The following is a 25,950-nucleotide window of genomic DNA, read 5'->3' as shown; positions in this document are numbered from 1 at the left end:
CGTTTCGGCTGTCGGACGTGTGAGACCGCCGAAAACCGTTGTGCGCAGGCGTGACGCGCCACCGTTCAGCTGTGGATCACCTTGCCATAGGCGTCGAGCACGCTCTCGTGCATCATCTCGCTGAGCGTCGGGTGCGGGAACACCGTGTGCATCAGCTCCTCCTCGGTGCTCTCCAGGTTCATCGCCACGACGTAGCCCTGGATCAGCTCGGTCACCTCGGCGCCGACCATGTGGGCGCCGAGCAGCTGGCCGGTCTTGGCGTCGAACACCGTTTTGACGAGGCCGTCCGGCTCACCCAGCGCAATCGCCTTGCCGTTGCCGGCGAACGGGAAGCGACCGACCTTGACGGCGAAGCCCAGCTCCTTGGCCTTGGCCTCGGTGAGGCCGACGCTGGCGATCTGCGGCTGGCAATAGGTGCAGCCCGGGATCTTGGCCTTGTCCATCGGGTGGGTGGGCAGGCCCTTGATGGTCTCGACGCAGATGACGCCCTCGTGCTCGGCCTTGTGAGCCAGCATCGGGGGGCCGGCGACGTCGCCGATGGCGTACAGGCCCGGGACGTTGGTCCGGCCCAGCCCGTCGGTGACGACGATACCGCGGTCGATCTTCACCCCGAGTTTTTCGAGGCCGATATTCTCGATGTTGCCGACCACTCCCACCGCCGAGATCAGCTTCTCCGCGGTGATTGTCTGTGACGTGCCGTCGCCGCCCTCGATGGTCGCCGTGACCGAATCGGCGCCCTTCTCGACCTTGGTCACCTTGGCGCCGGTGAGGATCTTGATGCCCTGCTTCTCGAAGCGCTTGCGCGCCAGGCCCGCGATCTCGGCATCCTCCACCGGCAGGATCTGCGGCAGCAGCTCCACCACGGTCACCTCGGCGCCCATGGTCCGGTAGAACGAGGCGAACTCGATACCGATCGCGCCCGAGCCCATGACGAGCAGGCTCTTGGGCATCGTCTCGGGGACCATGGCCTCGTAATAGGTCCAGATCTGCTTCTTGTCGGGCTCGATCCCGGGGATCGCCCGCGGCCGGGCGCCGGTGGCCACGATGATGTGCTTGGCCTGGTAGCTGCCCGCTCCCTTGGCGCCCTTGGGCGGCTCGGCGCGCTTGGACTCCTTTACGGTGACCTGGCCGGGCTGGTTGCCCGTGGCGACGCTGTCGACCGAGGCCTCGCCCCAGATGACGTCGACCTTGTTCTTCTTCAGCAGCATGCCGACGCCGCCGTTGAGCCGACCCGAGACGCCCCGCGAGCGCTTCACGATGGCCGCGGTGTCGAACGACACCTCCTTGGCCGACAGGCCGTAATCGGAGGCGTGCTGCATGTAGTGGTAGATCTCGGCCGAGCGCAGCAGCGCCTTGGTGGGGATGCAGCCCCAGTTCAGGCAGATGCCGCCCAGGTGCTCCCGGTCGATCACCGCCGTCTTGTAGCCGAGCTGCGCCGCCCGGATCGCCGTGACGTAGCCGCCGGGGCCAGCGCCGATGATGAGGATGTCGTAGGTGTCGGACATTGCGTGCTCCGGCTCAGACCAACATGCCCATCGGGTTCTCGATCAGCCCCTTGAAGGCCGCGACCAGCTCGGCGCCCAGCGCACCGTCGAGGACGCGGTGGTCGCAGGACAGGGTGGCGGTCATCACCTGGACCACCGCCGGGGCGCCGTCCTTGACGACGACGCGCTTCTCGCCGGCCCCCACCGCCAGGATGCTCGATTGCGGCGGGTTGATCACCGCGGTGAAGTGCTTGATCCCGAACATGCCGAGGTTCGACACCGAGGTGACGCCGCCCTGGTATTCTTCCGGCTTGAGCTTCTTCGCACGCGCCCGGGCGGCGAAATCCTTCATCTCCTTCGAGATGGTGGACAGGGTCTTCTCGTCGGCCCGGCGGATCACCGGAGTGAACAACCCGCCGTCGATCGCCACCGCGACGCCGACCTCGGCCTGCTTGAAGCGCAGCACTCGGTCCTCGGCCCAGACCGCGTTGGCGGCGGGCACGCGGGTGAGCGCCAGGCCCATCGCCTTGATGACGAAGTCGTTGACCGACAGCTTGAAGGCCGGCTTGCCGTCCTTGTCCTTGCCCGCGGAGGCGTTGAGCGTCTCGCGCAGCGCCATCAGCGCGTCGAGCTCGCAATCCACCGTGAGGTAGAAGTGCGGGGCCACCTGCATCGCCTCGGTGAGGCGCTTGGCGATGGTCTTGCGCATGCCGTCGAGCGGCACCTCCTCGTAGGAGCCCTTGGCGTAGAAGCCCCGGACCTGATCGAGGGTGAGGCCGGCCGGCGCCCCGCCCACGGGCGCCGCCTTCGGAGCGGGCGCTGCCGCCTTGGGCGCCTCGGCGGCGGGCTGCTGGGCGGCCGGCGCCTTGGTGGTCCCGGAGGCCTTGGCGGCCTGGACGTCGCGAGCGATGATCCGCCCGTGCGGGCCGGTGCCCTCCACGGCGGCGAGCTCGACGCCCTCCTGCTTGGCGATCCGGCGCGCGAGCGGCGAGGCGAAGACCCGGCCGCCCGAACCGCCCTGCTGCTGCGGCGCGGTCCCGCCCGGCTGGGCGCCCTCCGGCGCCGCGTTCACCCGCTCGTAGGACATGTGGCCGCCGCCGGGCGTGGTGTTCTGGTCGGCCGGCGCCGGCTCGGCCGATGTCGGCCCGGATTTTGGCTGGGTCTTGACCTCCGGCTCGGCCTTGCCGCCGCCCGTGGCCGGCACGCTCGACGGATCCTCGCCTTCGACGGCGATCACCGCGATCAGGTCGTTGACCGGCACGTCGGCGGTGCCCTCGGGCACGACGATCTTGGCGAGCACGCCCTCGTCGATCGCCTCGACCTCCATGGTCGCCTTGTCGGTCTCGATCTCGGCGAGGATGTCGCCGGATTTCACGGCGTCGCCCTCCTTCTTCAGCCACTTGGCCAGGTTGCCCTTCTCCATGGTCGGCGAGAGGGCGGGCATGAGCACGTTGATCGGCATGGCATCAGGTCTCGGGCAAGGCCGGGGCGGCCGGATCGTCGAAAGGAAACAGGTCGTCCAGGGGGAACGGGACGGCGTCGAAGGGCGGCAGGGCCACGGTCTCGCCGCGCTGGATCGTGGCCAGCAGCAGCCAGCGCCCGTCCATCAGGGCAAACCCTTCCAGCACGCCCGCGGCCGGATCGAGCAGCCAGAGGTGGCCGATCCCCGCCTCCGCGTAGATGCGGCGCTTGGGACCGCGGTCGAGGCGCATGGTGGACGGCGACAGGATCTCGCAGACCCAATCCGGCGCGGTCGTGATGAAGGCATCCGCGGGTTCGGTCGGCATCCGCTCGCGGCGCCAGCCAGCGAGATCGGGCACGACCACGTGAGGGTCGAGATGAAGCTCCGGCTCGATCATGAAGATCCAACCCCCGGGACCCCCACGCCCACGGCTGAAGGTAAAATCGAGCTCGCTGGAGAGCCGTACTGCCGCGCTGGCGTGCCCAGGCCGCGGACGCGGGTGTGTCTCCAGGGTGCCATCGATGATCTCGGCGACGAGATGCTCCGGCACGGCCACGAGATCGGCGTAGGTTGCCAGTCGGATCGCTGCCTCAGCCATGGTCGGATGCCGCCATCGCTAGTTGAAGCCGCCGGGGTCGAGCCCCTCGGCCTCCCAGCCGGCGCGGATGCGCTCGAACGCCTCCTCTTCCGACATGTCGGTCTCCAGCGCGTAGGCGCGGGCCGCCTGCCGGCCGAGGTCGAGCAGCAGCCGTCCCCAGGTCGCGGGATCGTCGAACGACCGACGCAGCGCCACGCTCACGGCGCCGTCCACCACGGCCGCGCGCAGCACCTCAATGCCGCCCTGCGCGCGGGCGTCCGGCGGGACGGCCAGCTCGACGAAGTCCTGTGTGGGATCCTGGCTCATGGCGCGCCGGCTGGTTTCCGAACCCGTTCGAGGCAGACGGACGGGGCTGCGGCGCCGCCCGCGAGTCCCGTCACTTGTAGCAGACGCTCTTGGCCGCCTCGACGACCTCGGCCACGGTCGGCAGGGCGAGCTTTTCCAGGTTCGCCGCGTAGGGCATCGGCACGTCCTTGCCGGTGATGCGCAGGACCGGGGCGTCGAGGTAGTCGAAGGCGTCGACCATCAGGCGGGCCACGATCTCGGCGCCGATGCCGGATTGCGGGAAGCCCTCCTCCACGGTGATGCAGCGGCCGGTCTTCTTCACCGAGCGCACCACCGTCTCGGAATCCATCGGGCGGATCGTGCGCAGGTCGATCACCTCGGCCTCGATGCCCTGCTCGGCCAGGGCCTGGGCGGCCTTGAGCGCGTAGGTCATGCCGATCGCGAAGGACACGATGGTCACGTCCTTGCCGGTGCGGTGAACCCGCGCCTTGCCGATCGGCAGCACGAAGTCGTCGAGCTGCGGCACCGGGAAGGACTGGCCGTAGAGGATCTCGTTCTCCAGGAAGATGATCGGGTTCGGGTCGCGGATCGCGGCCTTGAGCAGGCCCTTGGCGTCCGAGGCCGTGTAGGGGGCGATCACCTTCAGGCCCGGCACGTTGGAGTACCACGCGGAATAATCGTGGCTGTGCTGGGCGCCGACCCGGGCGGCCGCGCCGTTGGGGCCGCGGAACACGATCGGGCAGCCGAGCTGGCCGCCGGACATGTACAGGGTCTTGGCCGCCGAGTTGATGATGTGGTCGATCGCCTGCATGGCGAAGTTGAAGGTCATGAACTCGACGATCGGCTTCAGGCCGGACAACGCCGCGCCGACGCCGATGCCGGCGAAGCCGTGCTCGGTGATCGGGGTGTCGACCACCCGCCGGGCGCCGAATTCCTGCAGCAGCCCCTGCGTGATCTTGTAGGCGCCCTGATACTCGGCGACCTCCTCACCCATGACGAAGACGTCGCCGTCGCGGCGCATCTCCTCCGCCATGGCGTCGCGCAGGGCCTCGCGGACCGTGGTGGTGACCATCGGGGTGTTGGCCGGGAACTCCTCCATCACCGGCTCGTCGGCCTTGTTGGTGATGATGGCCGGCGCCGCCGGCGCGTTCGGGGCGTCGGAGCCGGTCTTGGCCGCCGGGGCGGGCTTCTCGGCCATCCCCTCGGCCTGCATGTCCGGCGTCGGGGCCGGGTGGCCGCCCGCGCCGTTGGGCTTGGCCTTGCCGCCGCCGGCGGCTGCCTCGGCCACGTCCTCGCCCTCACCCGCGATGATGGCGATCGGCGTGTTGACCGCGACGCCCTCGGTGCCCTCCGCGATCAGGATCTTGGCGAGCACGCCCTCGTCGATCGCCTCGACCTCCATGGTTGCCTTGTCGGTCTCGATCTCGGCCAGCACGTCGCCGGATTTGACCGGGTCACCCTCTTTCTTCAGCCACTTGGCGAGCTTGCCCTCCTCCATGGTGGGGGAGAGGGCGGGCATCAGGATGTCGGTCGCCATGCTCAGCTCTGCGGTCGTCTTTTCGGTCGGGGCGGCCAGGGTTTCGCGGACGCGCTAGGCGTGCGCATCCAGCAGGATGTCGGTCCAGAGCTCGGCGGGATCCGGCTCGGGATCGTTGGTGGCGAACTCGGCCGCCGCGTTCACGGTCTCGCGGACCTTGGCGTCGGTCGCCTTGATCTCCGCCTCCGGCACCCTGTGCAGCTCGAGCAGGCGCTTGCGCACCATCTCGATCGGGTCGTGCTCGTCGCGCATCTTCGAGACCTCGTCCTTGGTCCGGTACTTGGCCGGATCGGACATGGAATGGCCGCGGTAGCGGTAGGTCTGCATCTCCAGAATGTAGGGGCCCTTGCCCGAGCGGGCGTGCTCGACCGCCCGCGCCGCCGCCTCGCGCACCGTGCGCACGTCCATGCCGTCGACCTGCTCGCCCGGGATGCCGAAGGAGAGGCCGCGCTTGGAGAAGTCGGTCTGCGCCGAGGCCCGGGCCACCGAGGTGCCCATGGCGTAGCGGTTGTTCTCGATCACGTAGACCACGGGCAGCTTCCACAACGCCGCCATGTTGAAGCTCTCGTAGACCTGGCCCTGGTTGGCCGCGCCGTCGCCCATGTAGGTGAGGCTGACCTTGCCGTTCTCCCGGTAACGGTCTGCGAAGGCGAGGCCGGTGCCGAGCGAGACCTGGGCGCCGACGATGCCGTGGCCGCCGAAGAACTGCTTCTCGCGGCTGAACATGTGCATGGAGCCGCCCTTGCCACGGCTGTAGCCGCCCCGGCGCCCGGTCAGCTCGGCCATGACGCCCTTGGGGTCCATGCCGCAGGCCAGCATGTGGCCGTGGTCGCGGTAGCCGGTGATGACCTGGTCGCCGTCGACCGAGGCCATCTGCATGCCGATCACCACGGCTTCCTGGCCGATATAGAGGTGGCAGAACCCGCCGATCAGGCCCATGCCGTAGAGCTGGCCGGCCTTCTCCTCGAAACGCCGGATCAGCAGCATCTCGTGATAGGCGTGGAGATCTTCTTCGCGGTTGAATTGCGGCATGTTGGGCGCCGGCTTGTGCGCGTCGATAACCTGAGCGCTTCCAGCCTCCGAGCTTCCGATCTGCGGTTGCGAGGACGAATCGTCCTTCGCAGGCTCCTTGGCAGCGTCCATCGGCGCTCTCCCCGTGATTCCACGCGACTGGAACGGGGTGTAGGACAGCACCGTTTGGAAAGCGAGGGTGGACGCTCTGACAGGTCGCCCCTCTTGTCAGAGCGAAACGACGGTATCGCCCCGACCGGGAACTACCGGCTTTCAGGGCGCGACAGGGCTGACCTCAGGTCGCAGCGCGACGGCAGGGCGTGATCTCAGGGTGTGATGATGACCACGTCGTTGGCGTGGACGCGGCCCAGCACGATCCGGGCGCGCTCCTCGAGGAGGTCGCGGTCGATCTGGTCGCTCTTGAGCAGGGTGACCCGGTGCTCCCAGGTCGCCCGCTCCGCCCGCACGGCGGCGAGTTCCCGGGTGAGGCCGTAGGCGCGGATCTTCAGCACCTTCTTGGCTTCGAGGCCGCGGTTGCCGCTCTCGGCCTGCCACACGAAGAAGCCGACCACGAGCGCCGACAGGGTCCAGAGACCCAGGGGCAAAATGACCATTCTGACGCGGCGACGGACGACCATGGCGCCAGCTTCGCGCGGAAAGGTTAACGGAGTTTTTCGGTGCTGCCGGTTCGTGCCCATCGGGTATGATCCGGACCCAGGGAAGGGAACTCCGGCGCACCGATGGACATGACGGAGCTGACGCGCTGGATCGCGGAGCACGCGACCGCGACCGACGACCACGACACGATGCTGGCCCGGGTCTGCGAGGCCCTGTGCGCGGCCGGCGTCCCGCTCTGGCGGGTCAGCGTCATGTCGCCGGCCATCGACCCGACGGTGCGGGGCGTCAGCCTGAACTGGCTCCTCGACCAGGGTCTGACCTTCGTGCCGAACCCGCACGGCGCCGAGCAGGAGGCCGACTGGCTCCGCAGCCCGATCTTCGCGATGCTGGAGCGGGGCCAGACCTTCGGACGCTGGCGCCTCGACAGCCCCGGTCCGGAAACGGATTACCCGATCCTGCACGCCCTGCGCGCCGAGGGCGGCACCGAGTACGCGGTCCAGATCGTCGGCTTCGCACCCGGCACGGCGTTGCGCGGCATCGCGATCTCGTTCTGCACCCAGGCCCGCGCGGGCTTCTCGCAGGCCGACCTCGCGGCGGTCGCGGCGGTGATGCCGACCTTCGCGCTGGCGGTGGCCAAGCTCGGCCTCGGGCATACCCTGCGCGAGGTCACGGCGACCTATCTCGGGCGCTCCACCGCGGAGCGGGTTCTCGACGGGCAGATCCAGCGCGGCCAGGGCCGGGCCGTCCCGGCCGCGATCCTGCTCACGGACCTGCGCGGCTTCACGGCCCTGTCCGACCGGGCCGACCCTTACGACATGGTCGCCTGGCTCAACGAGCATTTCGACGCGCTGGGCGATCCCGTGGCCCGGCACGGCGGCGAGATCCTGAAATTCCTCGGCGACGGCTTCCTGGCGATCTTCCCGGTGGCCGACGCCGGCATCCTGCCCTGCCCCGTCTGCAACAGCGCCCTCGACGCCGCCGCGGACGGGCTGGCGGCCAACGCCGCACTCAACGATCGCCGCCGGGCCGCGGGGCTACCGGAACTGACGGCCGACTGCGTCGTGCATTTCGGGACGGTGGTCTACGGCAATGTCGGCACCGAGCGCCGCCTCGACTTCACGGTGATCGGGCGGGCGGTGAACGAGGCAAGCCGGATCGAGAGCCAGTGCGAGGCGCTCGGCCACACGCTGCTGGTCTCGGATTCCTTCGCGGAGCGGTGCGCCCGGCCGCTGGAGCCGGTGGGGATCATCGAGCTGCGGGGACTGGCGCGGCCGCAGAAGGTCTGGACGCTGCCGGCGGCGTGAACCGGCGCAGGCGCACTCGGATACCAACCCCGTCACTCCGGGGCCCCGCAGGCGAGCCCCGGACTCCAGGACCGCCCACGGTGCACGGTCCTGACGCGACGGAGTTTCTGGATTCCGGGTACCGCCTCGCGGCCCCGGAATGACAAGGTGGTTTATATGGCCGTTGACAGATCAGCCGCGCGCCAGGTGCTTGATCGCCGCGGGTCCGGCGTAGAGTGCCTGCGGACCGAGGCCCTCCTCGATGCGGATCAGCTGGTTGTACTTCGCCAGTCTGTCGGAGCGGGCCAGCGAGCCGGTCTTGATCTGCCCGCAATTCGTGGCGACCGCGAGATCCGCGATGGTCGAATCCTCCGTCTCGCCGGAGCGGTGGGACATCACCGCGGTGTAGCCGGCGCGCTGGGCCATATCGACGGCCGCCAGGGTCTCGGTGAGCGAGCCGATCTGGTTGACCTTGATCAGGATCGAGTTGGCGGTCTGCTCCGCGATGCCCCGGGAGAGGCGCTCGACGTTGGTGACGAACAGGTCGTCGCCCACGAGCTGGCAGCGCGCGCCGATCTTGTCGGTCAGGAGCTTCCAGCCGGCCCAGTCGTCCTCGGACATGCCGTCCTCGATCGACAGGATCGGGTAGTTGGCGACCAGCTGGGCCAGGTAATCGACCTGGGCCTCGATGGACCGGGTCGTGCCCTCGCCCTCGTACGCGTAGGCGCCGCCCTTGAAGAATTCGGTGGCGGCGCAGTCGAGCGCCAGCGCGATGTCGGTGCCCGGCTTGAAGCCCGCGGCGCTGATCGCGTCCATCACGAAGTCGAGGGCGGCCTCGGCCGACGGCAGGTTCGGGGCGAAGCCGCCCTCGTCGCCGACATTGGTGTTGTGGCCGGCCTTCTTCAGCTTGCCCTTGAGGGTGTGGAACACCTCGGAGCCCATGCGCACGGCGTCGGCGAGCGACTCCGCGCCCACCGGCATGATCATGAATTCCTGGAAGTCGATCGGGTTGTCGGCGTGCGCCCCGCCGTTGATGATGTTCATCATCGGCACCGGCAGGACCCGGCCCTGCACGCCGCCGACGTAGCGGTAGAGTGGCAGGCCCGAGGCCTCGGCCGCCGCCTTGGCGACCGCGAGCGAGACACCGAGGATCGCGTTCGCCCCGAGGCGCGCCTTGTTGGGGGTGCCGTCGAGCTCGATCATCGCTTCGTCGACCGCGACCTGATCCTCGGCCTCCATGCCGCCGATCGCGTCCAGGATCTCGGTCTGTGCGGCCTCGACCGCCTTGAGCACGCCCTTGCCCATGAAGCGGCTCTGGTCGCCGTCGCGCAGCTCGACCGCCTCGTGGGCGCCCGTGGACGCCCCCGACGGGACGGCGGCGCGGCCGAACGAGCCGTCCTCCAGCAGGACATCGACCTCGACCGTGGGGTTGCCGCGGCTATCGAGGATCTCGCGGGCGCTGATATTGGTGATCGCGGTCATTACAGGTCCTCTCGCGGGGCCGCTTGTCGGCAGCGGCGGCCCCGATCCGGGGTGCGGCGCATCGCGGCGGCTTATCCGTCAAGCCGCGTCCGGCGGCAAGCATCCGGTTAGGCGGCGCCTGTGCACGTGTCGTGACAGCGATGAAGCGCAACGCTGACGTGCGGGCCTACCGCACGCGCAGCGGGGCTGGGTGCCGGACCGGCGTCGCGGCCAGGGATCGGTTCAGCCGGCGCAGCTGGACGTAGTTGCGGGCACAGAGGTCGTGGCTGGTCATGGCATCGAGCATGCGCTGGACCGCGTCGTCTTCCCGAGCGCGGGCGGGAGCGGCTGCAGCCGCGACCATCGCAATCAACCCGAAGGCAACGAGGCGCATCGTATCGTACCGGCTTCGGACAGCGTCGACGGCCACCCGCTGCGCGGATCGTGACGGAAACCGGTAAAGAATTGGTCGCGGCGCGCATGGGTGCGTCGGACCGCACGCAGGCTTATAAAGACGCCATGACCACGCCTGAGACCCTGCAGCTCGGCCAGCCCACCCCGCTGCCGTCCTCCCCCGCGGATGCCCGCCTCGACCGGGTGCCGAACCCGCATGCCGATACCGATTACGTGGCGCGGTTCACCGCGCCCGAGTTCACCTCGATCTGCCCGGTCACCGGCCAGCCGGATTTCGCCATCCTGGTGATCGACTACGTGCCGGGCGACTGGCTCGTGGAATCGAAGTCGCTCAAGCTTTATCTCGGCGCGTTCCGCAACCATGGGGCGTTCCACGAGGATTGCACCGTGGCGATCGGCAAGCGCCTGCGCGACCTGCTGGAGCCGCGCTACCTGCGGATCGGTGGATACTGGTACCCCCGCGGCGGCATTCCGATCGACGTGTTCTGGCAGACCGGCGAGCCGCCGAAGACGATCTGGCTGCCTGACACCGGGGTCGCCCCCTATCGCGGTCGCTGACCGGACATGAAAAAGGCGACCGGCTCGCGCCGGTCGCCCTTCAGATCCGTTGGGATCGTCGCCCTTAGTAGGGGGCGCCGTAATAGCCGCCGTACGCCGGAGCACCGTAGCCGTAAGCCGGGGCGCCGTAGGTCGGGCCATAGCCGCCACGGTTGTAGTAGTTGTTGGCCGCGCCGGCAGCGACCGCGCCGGCCGCCAGGCCGGCAATCCCGAGGCCGATGGCCGCGCCGGTTCCGATGCCGCGACGTCCGCCCCGGTAGCCGTAGCCGTGACCATAGCCGTGGCCGTATCCGCCATGGAAGCCGTACGGACGGGCTTCGGCGCCGGTCGTGGCGGCGACGCTGCCGAGGGCCAGGGCGGCGGCGGTGGCAATGATACCGATCTTGCGCATGACGTTCCTTCTCGATCCTCGATCGAACATGCCCACCAACGTGGCTGCCCGACGAACGGTTCCGACTTTTCGCATGCGGATTTTGATAACCATGACGGCCTGAACGACGGTTCATCTCCGCACCGTAGGCCGGAATCACTGCCGGTGGCCTGGGCACTCGCAAGTGCCAGCCATTGATCTTGTGAATACTTTCCGCCTCATGGTGGGCCTGCACCGGGCGGGTGTCGCGTCGAGGGTGAGGGCGGGGCGTTGGTGCCGCGACCGTCCGACCGCCCGGTTCCTATCTCACGCCCGTTTCGAGGGACGAAGGTCCCGATCTCACCCCGTCCTGAGGTGTGACGGGGCTAGCCCTCCAGAGGTCGCGCGGCTGGCTGGAGGGCGCCCTCGAGGTCTTCCAAGCTCAGGATGCGGGCGCGACCGGAGAGACGTCCGACCCAATCTCAGCCGGTATGACGCCGGCTCGCGCATCCCGTTCCAAGCGGAAACTGCTTACCTACGCTGGCGCCGCGAACGGCGCGGTTCCGGAGAGCCAACGCTATGGATGCCCTCACGCTGATCCGCGACACCTTCGCGCCGCTCGCCGGCAAGCGCATCCTCGACATCGGATGCGGACCCGGGACCCTGGCGAAACGGCTCGCCGAGGACGGCGCGTTGGTCACGGGCGTCGATCCGGGCGAGACGGCCCTGGGCAAGGCCCGCGACGCCGTGCCGGCCGCGCGATTCGAAGCCGCCTCGGCCGAGGCCCTGCCGTTTCCCGACGCGCATTTCGATGCCGCCGTGATGGTCAATGCCCTGCATCACGTGCCCAACCCCACCGCCGCCCTCGGCGAGGCGGCCCGGATCCTGGTGCCGGGTGGGACCCTGGTGGTGGTGGAGCCCCTGGCCGAGGGCAGCTTCTTCGACGCCCTGCGACCGATCGAGGACGAGACGGCGGTCCGGGCCGCAGCGCAGGACGCCATCGCGTCGGCCCTGGCGGCCGGGACCTTCCTGTGCCGCCAGGACGTGACCCTCGCCCGGCGCGAGAGCTTCGCCGACCTGGACGGTTTCCTGGCACGGGTCAGCGCGGTCGATCCCGCCCGCACGGCGACGATCCGGGACCGGCGGCCGATCGTCGAGGCGGCCTTCCTGGGCGCGGCCGAGTGCGAGGCAGACGGGCGCTACGCCCTGGTCCAGCCCCTGCGGATCCACGTGCTCCGGCCGGCTTGACCGGGCTCAGGCGTAGCGGCGCTTGGCCAGGCGATCGAAGGCGATCAGGTCCTCGAGCAAAGCCGGCAGGTCGCGCAGGGCGACCATGTTGGGGCCGTCCGACGGGGCCCGGTCCGGATCCGGGTGGGTCTCGATGAACACCCCCGCCACGCCGACCGCTACGGCGGCCCGGGCCAGCACGGCGACGAATTCGCGCTGGCCGCCGGAGCTGGCGCCCTGCCCGCCCGGCTGCTGCACCGAATGGGTGGCGTCGAACACCACCGGCGCGCCGTGGGTCACCTGCGCCATGATCGGCAGGCTGCGCATATCCGAGACGAGGGTGTTGTAGCCGAACGAGGCACCGCGCTCGGTGACGATGACGTTGGGGTTGCCGGCCTCCGTCACCTTGGCGGCGACGTGCTTCATGTCCCAGGGGGCCAGGAACTGCCCCTTCTTGATGTTGACCGCCCGGCCCGTGGCGGCGGCCGCCAGGAGGAGGTCGGTCTGGCGGCACAGGAAGGCCGGGATCTGGAGCACGTCCACGGCCTCGGCGGTCGGCGCGCAATGCTCGGCGGCGTGCACGTCGGTGAGCACCGGCAGGCCGAGGGATTCGCGGATCTCGGCGAAGACCGGCAAGGCGCCTTCGAGGCCGATGCCCCGCGCGGCGCTCCCAGACGTCCGGTTGGCCTTGTCGAACGAGGTCTTGAACACGAGGCCGATGCCGAGACCCGCAGCCATCTCCTTGAGCGCTGCGGCGATCTCCAGGGCGTGGCTGCGCCCCTCGAGCTGGCAGGGGCCGGCGATCAGCGTCAGCGGCAGGTGATTTCCGAAGCGCGCCGCGCCGACCTGGACGACGGGACCGGGTGTTGCGTTTGTCGACATGGGCAGCGCTCTACCCCGCGCGGCGGATTCGCGAAACCCCGGCCCGGGGTGCGACCCGGCAGACCGTCAGGTCGTCCCGGAGCCCATCCGTCCGGGGTCCGGTCTCGCACAGCATCAGCGCCCGGCCGGTGCCGCCCCGCCGCGGCGCGTCGGCCAGTAGGCTGTCCTGGTGAAGGTTGAGCGCCAGCACCTCGGCCGCTTGCGGCTCCGCGCCGGTGAGCGCCCGGGCAGCCAGCCCGACCAGGACGAAGAAGGCGATTCCGGGCTCCCGGTCGCGGGAGGCGATGGTGATCCGGGCCGGTGCCCGGCAATCGAGGCTCATCCGCTCGGCATCCTGGGCCCGGAACACCGCGTAGGGCCCCTCCCGGCCCGCGAGCGAGGCGCCCGTGATCCGGATCACCTTGGCGGCAAGCGCGTCGCAGGCATCCGCGGCCCGGGCCGGTACCGCGGCGAGGACCAGGGCGCCGGTGAGGACGGCCACGGCGGGGAAGCGCATCGTCGGAAATTCCTTGTGGGGGCTCCGGGCCACGGACCGGCGGGACGCGAGACAGATAGCGCGGGCCGGCGCGGCCGCGAAGATGCGCGTCGCCGCCACTCGGACAGGGTATCCTGTAGACAGGGCGTCCTGCCCGCCCGATCTGAGCGGACGGCGCAACGCCCCTCGCCGCTCAAGCTTCCGGCAGCCCATGCTCAGATCCGTCCTCGCCCTCACCCTCCTGGCCGTGGCTATCCCGGCCCTCCCGCTTCCGAGCGCTGCTGCGGCCGAGCCGGCCTACGGGCCCGAACTCGAAGGGTTCGAATACCCCTTCCCGGTCGAGCGCTTCACCCTCACGTCGCAGCGCCAGGACGTGCAGATGGCCTATCTCGACGTGCGGCCCGCGACGCCGAACGGGCGCACCGCGGTGCTGCTCCACGGCAAGAACTTCTGCGCGGCGACCTGGGAGAGCCAGATCCGGGCGCTGACCGGGGCCGGCTACCGGGTGATCGCCCCGGACCAGATCGGGTTCTGCAAGTCGAGCAAGCCGGCCGCCTATCAGTTCACCTTCCGGCAGCTCGCCGAGAACACCCACGCCCTGCTCGACAAGCTCGGGGTCGCGCGGCCGATCCTGGTGGGGCATTCCACCGGCGGCATGATGGCCGCGCATTACGCCCTGCTCTACCCGAAGGACCTCGCGCAGCTGGTGCTGGTCAACCCGATCGGCCTGGAGGATTGGAGCGCCAAGGGCGTCCCCCCGGTCTCGGTGGAGCAATGGTACAAGCGCGAGCTCAAGGTCTCGGCGGCTTCGATCCGCGCCTACGAGACCGCCACCTACTACGCCGGCCAGTGGGAGCCCCGCTATGAGCCCTGGGTGACGATGCTGGCCGGGCTCAACGCCGGCCCGGGCAAGGAGGCGGTCGCCTGGGACTCGGCGCTCCTCTACGACATGATCCTGACCCAGCCGGTGGTCTACCGGTTGCCGCAGATCGCGGTGCCGACCCTGCTGATGATCGGCCAGAAGGACAACACGGCGATCGGCAAGGACCTCGCCCCGCCGGACATGCGCAGCAAGCTTGGGAACTATCCGGAGCTGGGCAAGGCGGCGGCCAAGGCGATCCCGGGGGCCAGGCTCGTGGAGTTCCCGGCGCTCGGCCACGCGCCGCAGATGTCCGATCCCGAGGGGTTCAACACGGCGCTGATCGCGGGGATTTCCGCGCCGTGACCGGCGGGCGCCACACCGTGAAGCCGCGCGCGTTCTCGCGGGGGTGCCAGCGTTGCACGGGCGCTTGAACACCCGCCTCGTCATCCCGAGGCCGCCTGCAGCGCCCCGGGATGACGCGGTAATTTATCCTGCGGACGGCGTTGGACGCCGTCACGCAGCTCCGAAACCCTAGAAATACGACTTCAGCACACCGCGGCGGCGGACGTCGAGGGTGGCGCAGTGGAACGAGCCGCCGAACGGACCGTAGCTGAGGAATGGCGCCGGGATCGGGTCGAAGCCCCAGTCCTTAAGCGCCTTGATCAGGGTCGGCTGGCTCTGGTCCACGACGATCTTCTTCTCGGTGATCGCCAGGACGTTGATCGAGGTCCAGGGCGAGCACATCGAGATCTTGCTCATGAAGCCCTCGACCGGGTCGGGGCGCGGGGCGATCAGCACGTCCCACTTCTTGAGCACGGCGGGCAGCTTCTCGACGTCGATGTAGTCCGGGTTCACCAGTACCTTGCCGGGGGCGAGCGGCATGAACGACGAGTCGATGTGCATCGGCTGCGGGCAGCGGCTCTCGATCTCGTGGATGCGGAAGCCCGGGCCGAGGTGGCGGCGCAGCCACTCGATGCCCATGAGGTTGGTGACGTTCGAGCGGGTCACGAACAGGTCACGGCCGCAGCGGACGAAGTCGGCGGCGTCGAAGACCGGCTCGAACTCGTTGACCGTGAACTGCATGGGCTCGCCGGCCTTCAGGTTCGGCACCCGGTAATCGTAGTTGTAGAGGTCGTCGGTGAGCTGCGGGCGCGGGGCCGAGGTCCAGCGGGCGCCAGCGCGGAAATACTCCTTGAACAGCGACCGGTAGGCGTCGCCCTCGAAGTAGCGCGAGCGCCAGCACATCGGGCTCTCGATGATCTCGTCGCCGATGACCAGGTACGGGTCGCGCGGGCAGGCGACGCAGAAGCCCCGGGAGGTCCAGCGCGGCGCCTTGAATTTGCGGGAGAAGTCCACCGCGTCCGGGCGGCGGATCTTGACGCCCTCGCCGGCGAGGATCTTGATGAAGTTGTCGAGCTCCTGCTGCGCGAGCTTCTTCATGAACTTCGGGTATTTCCAGCCGCTGGCGAAGCGGTAGAACGGCTGGGCCGCCCGCGGCAGGTTGAAGATCACCGTGAGGTGATGGGTCGGGATGGTGGCGCCGTCGAGGGATCCGACGATCACCTCCTCCAGCGGGTCCCACTCGTTCCAGGCCATGACCGGGGAGTGAGGCGCCGGGACGCCGGGCTCCATTCCGCCCCGGAGGCCGCCGGCATGCGTGTCGTCGCTCACGGCCTCAACGGCCGTGATCGGTGATTCGCGCTCCATGACGTGTGCCCCTTCTGCGACGTGCCGCGGTCTTCTGCGCGGGCTCCTCGGCCCGGCCACCGCTTTGGCCCCCGGTGTGTCAAACGGGTGATAGACACCGGTAATCCGTGCTGCAACGTGGCAGAAACGTTCTTGGCCGCCCGGACCTATTTCTGCCGCGACCGTGACCGATTTCCCGCATCAAGCCACTTGCGAGCTTGAAAGACCATTATGAAGCGCCTGACGACCTTGGCCTCGATCGCCGGTCTCTGCACGGTCGTCGGCCTGTTCATGTCCTCCGGCTTGGAGGACGTGTCGGCCGCCGTCATGAGCGCCGGCTGGGGTGCCGCCCTGGTGGTGGTGGCCCGCCTGGCCGCCGTCGCCTGGGCGGGGCTCGGCTGGCACATCGTGTTCCCCGCGGGCATGGCCCGGCTCGGCGACTGCGTGTCGCTGCGGTTCGTGCGCGAGGGGATCAACACGCTGCTGCCGGTGGCGACCGTGGGCGGCGATTTCGTCGGCGCACGGCTGATGTCCAAGCGCGGCGTCCCCGGTGCCATGGCCGGCGCCAGCATGTTCGTGGACCTGATGACGCAGGCGCTGACCCAGCTCCTGTTCACGGTGATCGGCCTCGGCCTGCTGGTCCTGATCGCGGGCGACGGGCCGATCGCCCGGACGGTGGCGGGTGGCCTGGCCGTCGCTGTGCCGGCGCTGGGCGCCTTCTACCTCATCCAGCGGCGTGCCGGGCACCGGATCATCCAGGGCCTGATGACCCGCTTCGCCTCCGGCCGTGAATGGCGCGCGTTCGGTGCCATCGACCAGCTCTACGACAGCCTGCGCCGGATGTACGGCAACCATGGCCGCTTCGTCGCGGCGCTGGCGATCCACCTCGTCGGCTGGGTCATTGGGACCCTCGAAGTCTACATCTGCCTGCATTTCATGGGTTACCCGGTCGACTTTGCTCAGGCGCTGGTGATCGAGAGCCTGGCCCAGGCGGTCCGCGGCGCGGCCTTCGCGGTGCCGGGCGCGCTCGGCGCCCAGGAGGGTGGCCTGATCGCGCTCTGCGGCCTGTTCAACATTCCGGCCGAGGCGGCGCTGGCCCTGTCGCTGGTCAAGCGCTTCGCCGATCTCGGCGTCGGCGTGCCGGGCCTGCTGCTCTGGCACCGGATCGAGGCCAAGCTCGCGGCCGAGACCGCCGCCGAGGTCGCTGCCGAATCCGCCGCCGAGTCCGCCGCCGAGCCGGGCGCCGGCATCGGCCGCACCGCCAAGCTGGTGCCGCAACCGGCCACGCTCGGCCCGTTCTACAGCTACGCCCCGCCCCGCATGGGTTCGCGGATCGGCGACGGCGAGGAGTTGAAGAAGTGCGCCTGACCCGTCGGCTCGCGGCCGCTGTCCTCCTGGCCGCCCCCCTCTTCGCCCCGGTCTCGGCCTGGGCCGCGGACGATCCCGCGGTTCAGACCGTGCGCAACCTCTACGCCGCGTTCACCGACGCCCTGAAGGGCGGCCCGAGCCCCCTGCCCGACCGGGTCGCGGCCGTGGGGCCGGCCTTGGAGAAGGCGTTCGATTTCCCGGCCATGACCCGGATCGCGGTCGGCTCGAAATGGTCGGGCTTCACCCCGGAGCAGCAGGCGGCGGTCACCGACGCGTTCAAGCGCAGCCTGACCGTGACCTACGCCAACCGCTTGGCCCGGGCGGCCGGCGGCAAGTTCGACGTGACCCCGAAGGTCGAGGAGCGCGGCAGCCAGCGCGTGGTGCCCACCCGGGTCACCGCGGCCGACGGCGACGATTCCGCGGTCGATTTCGTGGTCAATGCCGACAACCGGATCCAGGACGTGCTGCTCAACGGCGACGTCAGCGAGATCGCCGCCCAGCGCAACGCGCTGTCCGCCCCGCTGAAGTCCGGCGGTGCCGACGGGGCGGTGAAGTTCCTCCGGCAGCGCGCCGACGGCATGCTCGCCGCAAAACCGACACCGTGACTGCCGACGTCGTACTCACAGCCGCTATGCGTGCCGTCCCGATCGGGTCGCACGCGGCGAACGCCGCCTGAGGCGGCCGGACGACCGCACGGACCCGACCGGATGGATCTCACCTCGCTGGCGCTCAACGCATTGTCGTGGCTCTCGCTGTTCTGCCTGCTCCTGGCGGCGGCGGGCTGCCTCTACGCGCTGGCGGCCGCCTACTGCGCCGGCCGGTTCGCCGCGCGTCCCGTGCCTGCGCTGGAGCCGGGCGCGCCCCGCCCGTCCGTCACGGTGCTGAAGCCGCTCTGCGGCCTCGAGCCCAACCTGTACGAGAATCTCGAGACCGTGCTGCGCCAGGATTACGCCGGCCCGGTCCAGGTGGTGTTCGGGGTGCAGAAGGCCGCCGACCCGGCCATCGGCGTGGTCGAGCGGCTGAAGCAGGCCTACCCGGCCGCCCGCATCGACCTGGTGATCGACGGCCGCCAGCACGGCTCGAACCGCAAGGTCTCGAACCTGATCAACATGGCCGAGCGGATCGCCCACGACGTGATCGTGCTGGCCGACAGCGACATGGTGGTCCGGCCGGATTACCTGGAGCGGCTCGTCGCCGAGCTGTCGCAGGACGGCGTCTCGGGCGTCACCTGCCTGTACCACGGCGTCCCGGCCTTCCGGGGCCTCTACGACCAGCTCTCGGCGCTGGCGATCGACGTACAGTTCATGCCCAACGTGGTGATGGGCCTGAGCCTCGGGCTCGCCAAGCCGTGCTTCGGCTCCACCATCGCGTTCACCCGGACGAACCTCGACGCGGTCGGCGGCTTCCGCCGCTTCCGCAACGACCTGGCCGACGACTACGCCATCGGTGCGGCCCTGCGCGGCCTCGGCGGCCGGGTGGTGATCCCGAGCTTCACCATCGGCCATACCAGCGTCGACACCGACCTCTCCGGCCTGTGGCGGCACGAGCTGCGCTGGAACCGCACCATCCGCAACGTCGACCCGGCCGGGTATGCCGGCTCGATCGTCACCCACGCCTTCCCGCTGGCCCTGGTGGGCGCGCTCCTGCCCGGCGCCGGCACCGGCGCGCTGGTGGTGGCGGGCCTGGCGCTCGCCGGCCGGATCGTCCTGTGCCGGCAGCTCGAGCGGGCCTTCGGCCTCGCCCCGCACCCCTACGGACTGTTGCCGATCCGCGACATCCTCTCGTTCCTGAACTTCTCCTGGGCCTTCATGTCGGGGGCGGTGACATGGAAAGGTCATGATTATCACGTGGTTGCGGACGGTACCCTGATCCCGGACGCCGACCTCGGCCGTGACGCCGGCGCACCCACACGTTGAACCCGGCTCTCGCTTCCTCACCCCTCCCCCGGCAACGCCCTGAGGCCTTGAACCCCATGCGCACGCTCTTCCTCCAGGCCCCCACCTTCGACGGTTTCGACGGCGGTGCCGGCTCCCGTTATCAAGCCAAGCGCGAGATCAAGTCGTTCTGGTACCCGACCTGGCTGGCCCAGCCGGCCGCCCTGGTGCCGAACTCGAAGCTGATCGACGCGCCCCCGCACAACATCAAGCTCGCCGAGATCGTTGCCCAGGCCAACGATTTCGACCTCGTGGTGCTCCACACCTCGGTGCCGTCGTTCAAGTCGGACGTGAAGACCGTCGAGGCGCTCAAGGCTGCCAACCCGAAGCTCAAGGCCGGCCTGATCGGCGCCAAGGTGGCGGTCGACGCCGCCGGCGCCATGGCCCAGGCGCCCTGCATCGATTTCTGCGCCCGCAACGAGTTCGACTTCACCGTCAAGGAAGTCGCCGACGGCACGCCGATGTCCGAGATCAAGGGCCTGTCCTATCGCGACGAGAACGGCGTCGTGGTCCATAACGAGGACCGCGAGATCATGACGGACATGGACCAGCTGCCGTTCGTCACCAGCGTCTACAAGCGCGATCTGCAGATGGAGAAGTACTTCATCGGCTACCTGAAGCACCCCTACATCTCGTTCTATTCCGGCCGGGGCTGCAAGAGCCGCTGCACCTTCTGCCTGTGGCCGCAGACGGTCGGCGGGCACACCTACCGCACCCGCTCGGTCGCCCACGTGATCGAGGAGATCAAGTACTGCCTGAAGGAGTTCCCCCAGACCAAGGAGTTCTTCTTCGACGACGACACCTTCACCGACAACCTCCCGCGCGCGGAAGAGATCGCCCGCGAGCTGGGTAAGCTCGGCGTGACCTGGTCGTGCAACGCCAAGGCGAACGTGCCGCGCGAGACCCTGAAGGTGCTCAAGGAGAACGGCCTGCGCCTGCTGCTGGTCGGCTACGAGTCCGGCAACCAGCAGATCCTGAACAACATCAAGAAGGGCATGCGCGTCGAGGTGGCCGAGCGGTTCACCAAGGATTGCCACGACCTCGGCATCGCCATCCACGGCACCTTCATCGTGGGCCTGCCGGGCGAGACCAAGGAGACGATCCAGGAGACGATCGCCTTCGCCAAGCGGATCAACCCGCACACGATCCAGGCGTCGCTGGCCGCGCCGTATCCGGGCACGTTCCTGTACAAGCAGGCGGTGGAGAACGGCTGGCTCGACATCGAGAACGCCGAACTGGTCGATGAGAACGGCGTGCAGATCGCTCCGCTGCACTACCCGCACCTGTCGCATTCCGAAATCTTCGCGGCGGTGGAAGAGTTCTACCGGAAGTTCTACTTCCGCGCCCCGAAGATCGCCTCCATCGTCAGCGAGATGGTGCGCTCCCCCGACATGATGAAGCGCCGCCTGCGCGAGGGCGTGGAGTTCTACCGCTTCCTCAAGGAGCGTCAGGGCACCGCCAAGGCGGCGTAAGAACCTGGGTCCGGGGCCTGCGGCCCCGGCGGGGGCGGGGCAGCGCCCCGCACCCTCCCCAGGGCTCCGCCCTGGACCCGCGAGAGGGCTCGCCCTCTCGACACCCCTTACGAGGTCGTTGTGAAGCGTCTTGTCGTTACGGCCGACGATTTCGGGCTGAGCCTCGAAGTCAACGAGGCCGTCGAGCAGGCTCACCGTGAGGGGATCCTCACCGCGGCGAGCCTGATGGTCTCGGCGCCGGCCGCCGCCGACGCCGTGGCCCGGGCCAAGCGGATGCCGTCCCTGCGGGTCGGCCTCCATCTCGTGCTGGTGGAGGCCTGGCCGACCCTTCCGGCGGCGCAACTCCCCGACCTCACCGATGCGACCGGCCTGATGCGCGCCGACATGGCCCGCGTCGGCCTCGACCTCGCCCGGAAGCCAGCCGCCCGGCGTCAGCTCGCCGCCGAGATCGAGGCGCAGTTCGAGGCTTACCGGGCGAGCGGCCTAGCCCTCGACCACGTCAACGCCCACAAGCACTTCCACGTCCATCCGCTGATCGCCGGCGCGGTGCTGCGCATCGGCCGCGGCTACGGCATGCGGGCGATCCGTGTGCCCCGGGAGCCTCGCGCGTTGCTCCGCCGGGCCGAGGCCAGCGCCCGGCCCCGGCCGGCCCTGGACATCGCCCCCTGGGCGGCCCTGCTCGCCGTGCGCGCCCGCCAAGCCGGCCTGCTGATCCCGGACCGGACCCTCGGCCTCGCTTGGTCCGGCGCGATGACGCCGGCCCGGGTCGCAGCGCTCCTGGCCCATCTCCCGGACGGCCTCACCGAATTGTACACGCACCCGGCCACGGAAGGTGGCTTTGCCGGCGAGGCGCCGGGCTACGTCTACGGCGCCGAGCGCGACGCGCTGATCGCCCCCGCCTCCCGGGCGGCCGCCGACGCGTCAGGGGCACTCAGGGGCGGGTTTTCGGACTTCGCCGCGTAGCTGCTGGGCTTGACCAGTCGCCCTCATTGACCCGTCATGATACCTGACTAAAGTCAGGTATCATGACGCCCGATTCCATTGCCCGCTTCCGTCGCTTCGCCCGTGCCGTCACCGCGGAGGTCGGGGCCCTCGATAGTTCCTTCCTCGGCCGGGGCCGTCCCCTTGGGGCGGCCCGTGTGGTCAACGCGATCGGCGCCGGACGGACCGATGTCGCCGAGATCCGCGCTTATCTCGACCTCGATTCGGGTCTGATGAGCCGCTTGCTGCGCAGCCTGGAAGAGGAGGGTCTTGTCGCCACCGAGCCCCATCCGGACGATGCCCGCCGCCGGGTCGCGCGTCTGACCGAGGCCGGGCAGCGGGAATTCGCGGCCTACGAGGGCCTGTCCGACGCCCGCGCCTCGGCGGTGCTGACGCGGGCGCCCCGGGTGGAGGACCTTCTGCGCGCGATGGATCTCGTTGCCCTGATGCTCGGACGCGACAGGATCGCGATCACGGAGGTCGATCCCCGGGGCGAGGCCGCCCGCACATGCCTGGAGGCGTACTACGCCGAACTCGCATCCCGATTGCGGACCGGGTTCGACGTCACCCTGTCGCGCGACCCGGAGGCGGCCGCGATGGTCCGGCCGCGCGGCGCGTTCCTGCTCGCGATGGCCGACGGTCTGCCAGTCGGCTGCGTCGCCCTGAAGGGGAGCGGCGGCCCGGTCGCCGAGGTCAAGCGGCTCTGGATCGACCCCGTCGCCCGGGGCCTCGGCGTGGCCGGACGGCTGATGCAGGCCGTCGAGGACAGGGCCCGTGCATTGTCGGTCACGGCGCTGCGCCTGGACACCAACAGTGCCCTGCCGGAGGCCCTGGCGCTCTACCGCAAGACGGGCTGGGTCGAGATCGAACGCTTCAACGACGACCCCTACCCCGACCGTTTCTTCGAAAAGGTGCTCTGACCGATCGAGAGCCCGGCGCGTCCCCGCACCGGGCTCTCGATCATGCGCCCCGTCCCGCGGAAGCAGACTCTACTTGGCGGGCACCGGATCCGAGAGGGCGGCGCTCTTCCGAAGCGCGGCCGCCGCGGCCTTCTCGCCCTCCGGGCGGTCGTCGTCGGCTTGCGTGGGCGGTTCGCCCAGGGTCGCCGGCACCACGAAGAACGCCGCGATCAGCGTGAAGAACAGCGACAGCGCCAGCAGCTTGCCCATGCTGGCCGTGCCCGGATGGCTCGACAGCACCAGGGACCCGAAGGCGCTGCCGGTGGTCAGCGCCGAGAAGAAGATCGCCCGGGTCAGGCTGGAGGCCAGCATGTCGGTGACGCCCGCCCGCCATGCGATCACGTAGTAGATGTGGAACGCGACGCCGACCGCGAGCATCAGCGGCAGGGCGATGATGTTGGCGAAGTTCAGCGGCATGCCGATGATGCGCAGGGCCATCAGGGTCCACAGGGTCGCGATCACCAGCGGGCCCAGGGTCATCGCCACGTCCCACGGCTTGCGGAGCGCCACGGACAGGATGACGAAGATCAGCACGAACGCCGTGATGGCCGCCTGAACGAAGGCGCCCAGGATCGTGTAGGTCGACCGCGTCGTCGCCACGGGTGCACCGGTGGCGTGGGGGGCAACCTTCAGCACCTCGTCCGAGAAGGTCCGCAGCACCTCGTCGTCGTTCGAATCGCCCTTGGGATGCACCTCGATGCGGGCGCGCCCGTCCGCTGCGACCCAATCGGCCTTGAGCTGGGGCGGCAGGTTGTCGAGCGTGATCCTCTCCGGATGGAGCAGGTCGCGCAGCCGCTGGAGCAGCGGGACGAGGTCCTTCGTGAGGGCGACCGAGGCTGCCTCGCGCATCTGCACCGGCCCACCGGCGAGCGTGTCGAGGGTGCCGGCAAGCTGCTTGGCGGTCTGCACGCCCGCGGCCCCGCCCTTCCCGTCGCCCGCCACGCCGTTCAGCGCCGTGGCGGCATCCTTGAGCGCCTTGACGTTCTCGGCGTCGGTCGGCGGCGGCGGCTTGCGGCCCGGATTGAGCACCGGATCGAGCAGTTGCGCCGTGTCGGCGATGGAAGCGAGCTTCTTGTCCTGGTCCCGCGGCACGAAGGTGTCGATGCTGTTGATCGACGAGGTCACCGGCAGCGCCGCCAGCGTCTTCGTGAGGCCCGGCACCGCGTCCACGTTGGGGGCTAGCACGTCGATGAGGTTCGGGCTGGTCTCGGGGTTCTTGATCAGGTCGAGATAGGTGGCGATCGACTCGGTCTTGGTGCTGCGCAGGTGCATCGGGTTCGAGTCGAACGGCAGGTGCCAGAGCAGCGGCGCGCCGGCCAGGGTCACGAGGCCCACCGCGATCAGGATCGGCTTGCGCTTGCGGATGATCCACGGATCGACGCCGACCAGCCATTCGGTCTGCACCGCGGCCTTCTCACCTTTGGGCTTGAACACCGCGATCAGCGCCGGCAGCAGGGTCAGGGAGAACAGGAAGGCCACGACCATGCCGACGCCGGCGATCAGGCCCAGCTCCGAGACGCCCCGGAACGCGGTCGGCAGGAACGCGAAGAAGCCCGCCACCAGCGATACGGCGGCCAGCGTCAGCGACCAGCCGACTCCGCGGGCGGCGGCCCGGATCGCGCTTTGGAGCGTCGGCTGCTCGTAGCGGTCGGCCCGGTAGCGCACCGAGAACTGGATGCCGAAATCGATGCCGAGTCCGACGAACAGGGCCGCGAACGCCACCGAGATCGGGTTCAGTTCCTTGACCATGACGAGGCCGAGGGCGGCGGTGACGATGAGGCCCGCGAAGGTCGTGATCAGCACCGCGCCAACGAGCTTGCCGGAGCGCAGGGCCAGCCACAGGAACAGCACGATCGCGCCGACGATGATGCTGTTGTTGAGGGCAGCGTCCTCCGAAAGCGTCGCGAACTCCTCGTCCGCCACCGCCACCGTGCCGGTGAGCCGCATGCGCAGGCCATTCTCGGCGTTGATCTTGAGATCCTGCGCCACGTTGCGGATCAGCTTGGTCGCCTGGTAGCCGGGCTCCAGCGCGTTGAAGTCCAGCACCGGCTGGATCATCACGAACTTCATCTTGTCCGTGACACTGCTCTCGCCGTTGGCCAGCAGCTCCTGCCAGGACATCCGGGCGGGCTTGCCGTCCAGAACCTTCCGCAGGGTCGCATCGATCTGCCCCATGGGCTTGTCGAGGTCTTCGAGCTTGGCGTCTCCGGTCTTCACGCCCCGCGCGCCGAGCGACAGCACCCGCATCACGCCGCGCAGGGACGGGTCGGCCGCAAGCGGGCCGAGCAGGCCCTGCTGCTGGGTCAACTCCTCCAGCGTCTTGTCGAGCTGGGCCTGGGGCATCAGCAGCAGGCCGTTCTTGTCGAAGAACGGGCCGCCGTCGGGCCGGTAGACGGTCTCGATCAGGTTCTTGTGGGCGCTCAGCGCCTTGGCCAGGTTGGCGGCCGCCTCCTCGGTCTCCTCGGGCGTCTCGCCGTTGATCACCGCCACGAGGGTGTTGCCGCGCTGCGGGAACGCCTTCTCGAAGTTGATCTCGTCCTGGCGCCAGGGCTCCTTGGGATCGATCAGCCGCTCGACATCGGTGTTGATGCGGAACAGATGCGCCGCAACCCCGAGGCTCGCGACCGTGACGAACGCCATCAGGGCGATCACGATCCACCGATACCGCACCGAGAACGCGACGAGACCTTCGATCACGAGCACCCTGCCTGTTCGCCCCGGACGCGCCCCATGCGCGACCGGCTCATCCCAAATGCCCCGGCCGGATCGGCCCGACCAGCTTCGAAGACCCGCCGGGCTCGACGGGCCGCGTGAAGTCCGGCCCGAGATACGCCCCGAGGTCCGTGCGCGCGCAGCTGAGCCGCACAAGCAACCTTCGCGTTCGGGGAACGCCGCACCGCCCGATCTGGTCGCGCCGCGGGCGCGCGCAAGTCGAACCGGTCCGATGCGGGCCCGCGCGCAGCCGCTCGGTACGGGCCACCCCTTGCATCGCGGCCACAGGGCTCAGTAAAGAGGGCGATCCCAGATTGCAACGCGAAGGCCGG

Annotated in this window: 24 protein-coding genes; 10 read left to right on the top strand and 14 right to left on the bottom strand. The window is 69.5% G+C overall.

Annotated elements, in window-relative coordinates:
* Positions 1-65 precede the first annotated feature (65 nt).
* From lpdA to AC0IY0_RS01260, 7 genes are all read right to left on the bottom strand, one after another.
* The gene (gene lpdA, locus AC0IY0_RS01290) at positions 66-1,505 is read right to left on the bottom strand and encodes a dihydrolipoyl dehydrogenase (RefSeq protein ID WP_147907964.1); all 1,440 of its coding nucleotides are present in this window, start codon (positions 1,503-1,505) and stop codon (positions 66-68) included.
* Positions 1,506-1,518: 13 nt separating this feature from the next.
* Positions 1,519-2,946, bottom strand: a complete 1,428-nt coding sequence (locus AC0IY0_RS01285) for a pyruvate dehydrogenase complex dihydrolipoamide acetyltransferase (protein ID WP_471762874.1) — start codon at positions 2,944-2,946, stop codon at positions 1,519-1,521.
* 4 nt (positions 2,947-2,950) lie between these two features.
* Positions 2,951-3,544 carry a Uma2 family endonuclease gene (locus tag AC0IY0_RS01280; RefSeq protein ID WP_419830228.1) on the bottom strand — a complete coding sequence of 198 codons (594 nt, stop codon included), beginning with the start codon at positions 3,542-3,544 and terminating at the stop codon, positions 2,951-2,953.
* Positions 3,545-3,562: 18 nt separating this feature from the next.
* A complete protein-coding gene (locus AC0IY0_RS01275) occupies positions 3,563-3,850 on the bottom strand; it encodes a DUF5076 domain-containing protein (RefSeq protein WP_419830229.1) in 288 nt (95 codons plus the stop codon).
* 70 nt (positions 3,851-3,920) lie between these two features.
* Positions 3,921-5,366: a pyruvate dehydrogenase complex E1 component subunit beta gene (locus AC0IY0_RS01270; RefSeq protein WP_461231770.1), complete on the bottom strand. Its 1,446-nt coding sequence runs from the start codon at positions 5,364-5,366 to the stop codon at positions 3,921-3,923.
* Between the two features lie 54 nt (positions 5,367-5,420).
* Positions 5,421-6,509 carry a pyruvate dehydrogenase (acetyl-transferring) E1 component subunit alpha gene (pdhA, locus tag AC0IY0_RS01265; protein ID WP_471762873.1) on the bottom strand — a complete coding sequence of 363 codons (1,089 nt, stop codon included), beginning with the start codon at positions 6,507-6,509 and terminating at the stop codon, positions 5,421-5,423.
* Between the two features lie 194 nt (positions 6,510-6,703).
* On the bottom strand, positions 6,704-7,015 hold the full coding sequence (locus AC0IY0_RS01260; RefSeq protein WP_471762872.1) for an FtsB family cell division protein: 312 nt from the start codon (positions 7,013-7,015) through the stop codon (positions 6,704-6,706).
* Between the two features lie 102 nt (positions 7,016-7,117).
* On the opposite strand from AC0IY0_RS01260, the gene AC0IY0_RS01255 reads away from it, so the two are divergent.
* Positions 7,118-8,299, top strand: coding sequence for an adenylate/guanylate cyclase domain-containing protein (locus AC0IY0_RS01255; RefSeq protein WP_147939188.1), 1,182 nt, complete (start codon positions 7,118-7,120; stop codon positions 8,297-8,299).
* Between the two features lie 171 nt (positions 8,300-8,470).
* On the opposite strand, the gene eno is transcribed toward AC0IY0_RS01255, so the two are convergent.
* On the bottom strand, positions 8,471-9,760 hold the full coding sequence (gene eno, locus AC0IY0_RS01250; RefSeq protein ID WP_147907972.1) for a phosphopyruvate hydratase: 1,290 nt from the start codon (positions 9,758-9,760) through the stop codon (positions 8,471-8,473).
* A gap of 166 nt (positions 9,761-9,926) precedes the next feature.
* The gene (locus AC0IY0_RS01245) at positions 9,927-10,133 is read right to left on the bottom strand and encodes a hypothetical protein (protein WP_471762870.1); all 207 of its coding nucleotides are present in this window, start codon (positions 10,131-10,133) and stop codon (positions 9,927-9,929) included.
* A 125-nt stretch (positions 10,134-10,258) separates the two neighbouring features.
* On the opposite strand from AC0IY0_RS01245, the gene queF reads away from it, so the two are divergent.
* On the top strand, positions 10,259-10,711 hold the full coding sequence (queF, locus tag AC0IY0_RS01240) for a preQ(1) synthase (protein WP_147907974.1): 453 nt from the start codon (positions 10,259-10,261) through the stop codon (positions 10,709-10,711).
* A gap of 64 nt (positions 10,712-10,775) precedes the next feature.
* On the opposite strand, the gene AC0IY0_RS01235 is transcribed toward queF, so the two are convergent.
* Positions 10,776-11,102 carry a hypothetical protein gene (locus tag AC0IY0_RS01235; RefSeq protein ID WP_147907975.1) on the bottom strand — a complete coding sequence of 109 codons (327 nt, stop codon included), beginning with the start codon at positions 11,100-11,102 and terminating at the stop codon, positions 10,776-10,778.
* Positions 11,103-11,639: 537 nt separating this feature from the next.
* Here AC0IY0_RS01235 and AC0IY0_RS01230 point away from each other — a divergent pair.
* Positions 11,640-12,308: a class I SAM-dependent methyltransferase gene (locus tag AC0IY0_RS01230; RefSeq protein WP_147939192.1), complete on the top strand. Its 669-nt coding sequence runs from the start codon at positions 11,640-11,642 to the stop codon at positions 12,306-12,308.
* A 6-nt stretch (positions 12,309-12,314) separates the two neighbouring features.
* Here AC0IY0_RS01230 and kdsA read toward each other — a convergent pair whose 3' ends face one another.
* Together kdsA and AC0IY0_RS01220 are read right to left on the bottom strand one after the other, a co-directional pair.
* Positions 12,315-13,169 carry a 3-deoxy-8-phosphooctulonate synthase gene (kdsA, locus tag AC0IY0_RS01225; protein WP_471762868.1) on the bottom strand — a complete coding sequence of 285 codons (855 nt, stop codon included), beginning with the start codon at positions 13,167-13,169 and terminating at the stop codon, positions 12,315-12,317.
* Positions 13,170-13,179: 10 nt separating this feature from the next.
* Entirely contained in the window at positions 13,180-13,665 is a 486-nt protein-coding gene (locus tag AC0IY0_RS01220) for a hypothetical protein (protein ID WP_471762867.1), read from the bottom strand.
* A 190-nt stretch (positions 13,666-13,855) separates the two neighbouring features.
* Between AC0IY0_RS01220 and AC0IY0_RS01215 the strand changes: the two genes are divergently transcribed.
* Positions 13,856-14,869, top strand: coding sequence for an alpha/beta fold hydrolase (locus tag AC0IY0_RS01215; RefSeq protein ID WP_471762865.1), 1,014 nt, complete (start codon positions 13,856-13,858; stop codon positions 14,867-14,869).
* 168 nt (positions 14,870-15,037) lie between these two features.
* On the opposite strand, the gene AC0IY0_RS01210 is transcribed toward AC0IY0_RS01215, so the two are convergent.
* Positions 15,038-16,213 carry an amidinotransferase gene (locus AC0IY0_RS01210; protein ID WP_147855762.1) on the bottom strand — a complete coding sequence of 392 codons (1,176 nt, stop codon included), beginning with the start codon at positions 16,211-16,213 and terminating at the stop codon, positions 15,038-15,040.
* Positions 16,214-16,423: 210 nt separating this feature from the next.
* Here AC0IY0_RS01210 and AC0IY0_RS01205 point away from each other — a divergent pair, with 210 nt between their 5' ends.
* The 6 genes from AC0IY0_RS01205 (at position 16,424) to AC0IY0_RS01180 (ending at position 22,867) form a co-directional block, all read left to right on the top strand.
* Complete coding sequence (locus AC0IY0_RS01205; protein ID WP_147907980.1) at positions 16,424-17,560, top strand: flippase-like domain-containing protein; 1,137 nt, start codon at positions 16,424-16,426, stop codon at positions 17,558-17,560.
* Complete coding sequence (locus tag AC0IY0_RS01200) at positions 17,551-18,165, top strand: MlaC/ttg2D family ABC transporter substrate-binding protein (protein ID WP_471762864.1); 615 nt, start codon at positions 17,551-17,553, stop codon at positions 18,163-18,165. The genes AC0IY0_RS01205 and AC0IY0_RS01200 overlap by 10 nt, the downstream gene beginning before the upstream one ends.
* A gap of 102 nt (positions 18,166-18,267) precedes the next feature.
* A complete protein-coding gene (gene hpnI, locus AC0IY0_RS01195) occupies positions 18,268-19,476 on the top strand; it encodes a bacteriohopanetetrol glucosamine biosynthesis glycosyltransferase HpnI (protein ID WP_471762863.1) in 1,209 nt (402 codons plus the stop codon).
* A gap of 56 nt (positions 19,477-19,532) precedes the next feature.
* Entirely contained in the window at positions 19,533-20,966 is a 1,434-nt protein-coding gene (gene hpnJ / locus AC0IY0_RS01190) for a hopanoid biosynthesis associated radical SAM protein HpnJ (RefSeq protein ID WP_147907983.1), read from the top strand.
* Positions 20,967-21,086: 120 nt separating this feature from the next.
* Positions 21,087-21,929: a hopanoid biosynthesis-associated protein HpnK gene (gene hpnK, locus AC0IY0_RS01185; protein WP_471762862.1), complete on the top strand. Its 843-nt coding sequence runs from the start codon at positions 21,087-21,089 to the stop codon at positions 21,927-21,929.
* Positions 21,930-21,991: 62 nt separating this feature from the next.
* Positions 21,992-22,867 (top strand): bifunctional helix-turn-helix transcriptional regulator/GNAT family N-acetyltransferase, encoded by an 876-nt coding sequence (locus AC0IY0_RS01180; protein ID WP_471762860.1) that lies wholly within the window; start codon positions 21,992-21,994, stop codon positions 22,865-22,867.
* A gap of 69 nt (positions 22,868-22,936) precedes the next feature.
* On the opposite strand, the gene AC0IY0_RS01175 is transcribed toward AC0IY0_RS01180, so the two are convergent.
* Positions 22,937-25,603 (bottom strand): MMPL family transporter, encoded by a 2,667-nt coding sequence (locus tag AC0IY0_RS01175; RefSeq protein ID WP_147907986.1) that lies wholly within the window; start codon positions 25,601-25,603, stop codon positions 22,937-22,939.
* Positions 25,604-25,950: the final 347 nt, after the last annotated feature.

It is taken from the genome of Methylobacterium sp. AC315 (assembly GCF_979253755.1).
This window is presented reverse-complemented; position numbering and strand designations above follow the sequence as displayed.

Excerpts from the sequence above, each read along its gene's own strand:
- lpdA (WP_147907964.1), bottom strand. The coding sequence starts at position 1,505 with ATGTCCGACACCTACGACATCCTCATCATCGGCGCTGGCCCCGGCGGC.
- AC0IY0_RS01275 (WP_419830229.1), bottom strand. The coding sequence starts at position 3,850 with ATGAGCCAGGATCCCACACAGGACTTCGTCGAGCTGGCCGTCCCGCCG.
- pdhA (WP_471762873.1), bottom strand. The coding sequence starts at position 6,509 with ATGGACGCTGCCAAGGAGCCTGCGAAGGACGATTCGTCCTCGCAACCG.
- AC0IY0_RS01205 (WP_147907980.1), top strand. The coding sequence starts at position 16,424 with ATGAAGCGCCTGACGACCTTGGCCTCGATCGCCGGTCTCTGCACGGTC.
- hpnJ (WP_147907983.1), top strand. The coding sequence starts at position 19,533 with ATGCGCACGCTCTTCCTCCAGGCCCCCACCTTCGACGGTTTCGACGGC.
- AC0IY0_RS01210 (WP_147855762.1), bottom strand. The coding sequence starts at position 16,213 with ATGGAGCGCGAATCACCGATCACGGCCGTTGAGGCCGTGAGCGACGAC.
- eno (WP_147907972.1), bottom strand. The coding sequence starts at position 9,760 with ATGACCGCGATCACCAATATCAGCGCCCGCGAGATCCTCGATAGCCGC.
- AC0IY0_RS01245 (WP_471762870.1), bottom strand. The coding sequence starts at position 10,133 with ATGCGCCTCGTTGCCTTCGGGTTGATTGCGATGGTCGCGGCTGCAGCC.
- AC0IY0_RS01215 (WP_471762865.1), top strand. The coding sequence starts at position 13,856 with ATGCTCAGATCCGTCCTCGCCCTCACCCTCCTGGCCGTGGCTATCCCG.
- hpnI (WP_471762863.1), top strand. The coding sequence starts at position 18,268 with ATGGATCTCACCTCGCTGGCGCTCAACGCATTGTCGTGGCTCTCGCTG.
- queF (WP_147907974.1), top strand. The coding sequence starts at position 10,259 with ATGACCACGCCTGAGACCCTGCAGCTCGGCCAGCCCACCCCGCTGCCG.
- AC0IY0_RS01270 (WP_461231770.1), bottom strand. The coding sequence starts at position 5,366 with ATGGCGACCGACATCCTGATGCCCGCCCTCTCCCCCACCATGGAGGAG.
- AC0IY0_RS01235 (WP_147907975.1), bottom strand. The coding sequence starts at position 11,102 with ATGCGCAAGATCGGTATCATTGCCACCGCCGCCGCCCTGGCCCTCGGC.
- AC0IY0_RS01180 (WP_471762860.1), top strand. The coding sequence starts at position 21,992 with ATGACGCCCGATTCCATTGCCCGCTTCCGTCGCTTCGCCCGTGCCGTC.
- AC0IY0_RS01230 (WP_147939192.1), top strand. The coding sequence starts at position 11,640 with ATGGATGCCCTCACGCTGATCCGCGACACCTTCGCGCCGCTCGCCGGC.
- AC0IY0_RS01280 (WP_419830228.1), bottom strand. The coding sequence starts at position 3,544 with ATGGCTGAGGCAGCGATCCGACTGGCAACCTACGCCGATCTCGTGGCC.
- kdsA (WP_471762868.1), bottom strand. The coding sequence starts at position 13,169 with ATGTCGACAAACGCAACACCCGGTCCCGTCGTCCAGGTCGGCGCGGCG.
- AC0IY0_RS01255 (WP_147939188.1), top strand. The coding sequence starts at position 7,118 with ATGGACATGACGGAGCTGACGCGCTGGATCGCGGAGCACGCGACCGCG.
- AC0IY0_RS01285 (WP_471762874.1), bottom strand. The coding sequence starts at position 2,946 with ATGCCGATCAACGTGCTCATGCCCGCCCTCTCGCCGACCATGGAGAAG.
- AC0IY0_RS01220 (WP_471762867.1), bottom strand. The coding sequence starts at position 13,665 with ATGCGCTTCCCCGCCGTGGCCGTCCTCACCGGCGCCCTGGTCCTCGCC.
- AC0IY0_RS01260 (WP_471762872.1), bottom strand. The coding sequence starts at position 7,015 with ATGGTCGTCCGTCGCCGCGTCAGAATGGTCATTTTGCCCCTGGGTCTC.